The organism is Candidatus Neomarinimicrobiota bacterium (genome assembly GCA_018647265.1).
In the GTDB taxonomy this organism is placed as follows: Bacteria; Fidelibacterota; Marinisomatia; order Marinisomatales; family TCS55; genus TCS55.
Map to the genome: position 1 here is coordinate 1 of JABGTK010000156.1, position 3,331 is coordinate 3,331.

At 42.5% G+C, this 3,331-nt stretch carries 4 protein-coding genes; all 4 read left to right on the plus strand.

Annotated elements, in window-relative coordinates:
- Window positions 1-1,048: DNA topoisomerase I (locus tag HN459_09455; protein ID MBT3479668.1), on the plus strand; the 1,048-nt coding region annotated here is incomplete at its 5' end.
- Complete coding sequence (locus HN459_09460) at window positions 1,045-1,470, plus strand: hypothetical protein (GenBank protein MBT3479669.1); 426 nt, start codon at window positions 1,045-1,047, stop codon at window positions 1,468-1,470. The genes HN459_09455 and HN459_09460, both read left to right, overlap by 4 nt.
- Before the next feature lie 161 nt (window positions 1,471-1,631).
- The gene (locus HN459_09465) at window positions 1,632-2,960 is read left to right on the plus strand and encodes a glycine--tRNA ligase (GenBank protein ID MBT3479670.1); all 1,329 of its coding nucleotides are present in this window, start codon (window positions 1,632-1,634) and stop codon (window positions 2,958-2,960) included.
- The coding region (locus HN459_09470) for a hypothetical protein (GenBank protein MBT3479671.1) at window positions 2,957-3,331 on the plus strand (375 nt) is incomplete at its 3' end. The genes HN459_09465 and HN459_09470, both read left to right, overlap by 4 nt.

A 3,331-nucleotide genomic window follows, 5' to 3' on the forward strand; every position in this document is an offset into this window, starting at 1 on the left:
TGGTCGCCCATCCACTTTTGCAAATATAATTGATACCATTGTTTATCGCACTTATGTCACTCGAGATCGGGGCAAACTTACACCCACTTTTCTCGGTGTTGCTGTAACCCAGCTTTTGGAAAACCATTTTACTTCTTTGGTCGACAGTCAATTCACAGCCAATATGGAAGATGGCCTCGATGCAATCTCTCGCGGAGAATTAGATGCGGTTCCTTTCATGAAAGACTTTTATTTTGGTTCAGAAGACCAAGTGGGATTAGAGGGTATGCTGGATGATAAAGTGGATATTGGCAAGGCATGTTCCGTTCAACTGGATTATGATGGTGACCCCATTGAAATCCGCGTTGGGCAATATGGCCCCTTCGTCCAACAAGGAGAAGTACGTAAATCTGTACCCAATGATGTATACCTTGGCGATTTGAATGTGGAAAAAGCATTAGAAATTTTGAACCAAGAGATTAATGAAGACCGGGAATTAGGTAAAGATTCGAATTCAGGCGAATTGGTTTTAGTTAAAAATGGTCCTTATGGCCCATATGTTCAGTTGGGTGAAACCAGTAAACGTAAAGGTATCCCCAAGGGAACACCATCGGCTGATATTGATCTCGAAATGGCGCTCAAACTTTTATCATTACCTAGAATATTGGGAAAACATCCTGAAACGGATGAGGATGTAAAAGCTGATTACGGTCGCTTTGGGCCCTACGTTACTGCCGGAAAAGGTAAGAATGGAACTATCCCACCCACCATGTCTCCCTTAACCATTGAATTAGCGGAAGCACTGGAATTAATAAAAAATAGAAATAGTGGCCCCCAAGAATTACGAACATTGGGTGACCATACAACTACCGGGGAATCTTTAGTATTAAAGTCCGGGCGATATGGCCCCTACCTTACTGATGGAAAAGTGAATGCATCCCTACCTCGGGATACAGATCCGGAGAAAATGACCTTAGAAGAAGGTGTAGCTTTGATTGACAAAAAACGGGCAGCACCACCACGAAAAAAGAAACGCAAAGCTGCCAAGAAAAAGAAGAAAAAGAAATGAAACGATTCTTCCCCATCTTGATTCTTATCGGTATCCTTTGGGCCGATGAGAAAGATAAATTAATTATCGATGTTGAACAGAGTCTCATGGCCACTTGTTGTTGGAGTGGTACGGTGTACGATCATGGCAATAAGGAGATGGAAATCAAGATCGCCGGTATGGTGAATACAGGGAAAACCAAAACTGAAATCCTTGACTATTTTACAGACAAATATGGGGAACGGGTTTTGGCCGTGCCCAAAGCAGAAGGCTTTAATTATTTCGCTTGGCTAGCACCTTTATTTATTGCGGGACTTGGGCTTACCATTGTTTTGCTTTATATGCGTACATCAAAGCATAGCACGATTCCATCAGTCAATCCCACAGATGATTCCATAGCTTTCAGCGATGAGATAGAACGAGAACTGAAGGAATTGGACTAAACCTCTCCCACAAGATTGCAATAATAAACTTATGAATTATTGCGAAAGCCACTAGAAATGATTCATTTCATTCATCATTTCCCACCATTCATTTATCCAAATAATTCCCTAATTTTCACTCCTTATATTTGACAAAAAAATAACGGAGTATTCACTCTATCATGAGTATCGATAAGATTGTATCCCTTTGCAAACGGCGGGGATTTATTTTTCAAAGTTCTGAAATTTACGGCGGCTTCGGTGCCGTCTATGATTACGGTCCCTTAGGGATTGCCTTAAAAAATAATATATCCCAACTATGGTGGCGGGCCATGACCCAACTTCATGAAAACATTGTTGGGCTGGATAGCGGCATTTTAATGCATCCAAAAATTTGGGAAGCTTCGGGACATGTGGGCGCTTTTAACGATCCATTGGTGGATTGTAAACAATGTAAAGCACGTTACCGCGCCGATGAGCTTTTTGATGGTAATCCCGACGAAGGAAAATGGGATGAAATTCAATGCCCCAAATGCGGCACTACCGGTAACCTCACAGAACCGCGCCAGTTTAATTTGATGTTTAAAACTCATATCGGCCCCGTTGAAGAATCAGCCAATGTCGCTTACCTCCGCCCCGAAACGGCACAAGGAATTTATGTTAATTATCTTCTCACCCAAAATGCCATGCGCCTGAAGGTTCCTTTTGGAATTGCCCAAATTGGTAAGGCATTTCGGAATGAAATTGTAGCGAGAAATTTTATTTTTCGAACCCGAGAATTTGAACAAATGGAAATGCAGTATTTCGTAAAACCGGGAGCAGATGATCAATCTATGTTGGATTGGAAAAATGAACGATTAGCCTTTTACAACCAACTTGGAATCGATCCGAAAAAACTCCGATTCCACGAACATGGTGAAGGTGAGTTAGCTCACTACGCCAAAGAAGCTTGGGATATCGAATTTGAATTCCCATTTGGTTGGTCCGAGATTGAAGGTATTCACAACCGCACCGATTTTGACCTGGCACGGCACCAAGAATTCTCTGGCAAGAAAATGGAAGTATTTGATCAAGTGAACAATGAACGCTTTCTTCCATACATTATTGAAACTTCCGCAGGTTTAAACCGCATGATGTTGGCAGTTCTTTCTGATGCTTATTGGGAAGATGATGAAAACAACCGTGTAGTAATGAAACTCCATCCGCGAATCGCACCGGTGACGGCTGTGGTCTGTCCATTAGTGAAAAAAGATGGTCAGCCCGAAATGGGTCGCGAAGTTATGGACATATTGAAACCCCATTTCAAAGTGATTTACGATCAACAAGGCTCCATCGGTAAACGTTATTATCGCCAAGATGAAGCGGGAACACCATACGGCATCACCGTGGATCATCAATCTATAGAGGACAAAACTGTGACTCTCCGACACCGCGATTCACAACAACAAGATCGGGTTGCCATGGATCAACTGGTGAATGCGATTAACGACAGCATGGAGGCTTATTCATGAATCGCCATTTAACATTTCGCTCCGGTAACCCTTCGTTAAATGCCAAAACCTTTTCCGGGTTTGATCTCACAACAGGCGCCACCATGACCATTATGGGCACGGTCCAAAAGACAGCACTTTCATTATTGCTTCTTATGACGACAGCATTGTTCACATGGAATTTGCCATTGGGAGATCCTCGCGTAAATGGATTAATGATGCTTGGTGTTTTTGGCGGACTTGGTGTTGCAATTTTAACTGTATTTAAACATCACTTGGCAAAATATACTGTACCAGCTTATGCCCTGCTGCAGGGATTGGCATTGGGGGGTATTTCCAAATTTTTTGAAAGCATGTATCCCGGGATTGTGAACCAAGCTGTCATGCTTACA

Coding starts and splice junctions, on each gene's coding strand:
- HN459_09460 (MBT3479669.1), top strand. CDS start 1,045: ATGAAACGATTCTTCCCCATCTTGATTCTTATCGGTATCCTTTGGGCC.
- HN459_09465 (MBT3479670.1), top strand. CDS start 1,632: ATGAGTATCGATAAGATTGTATCCCTTTGCAAACGGCGGGGATTTATT.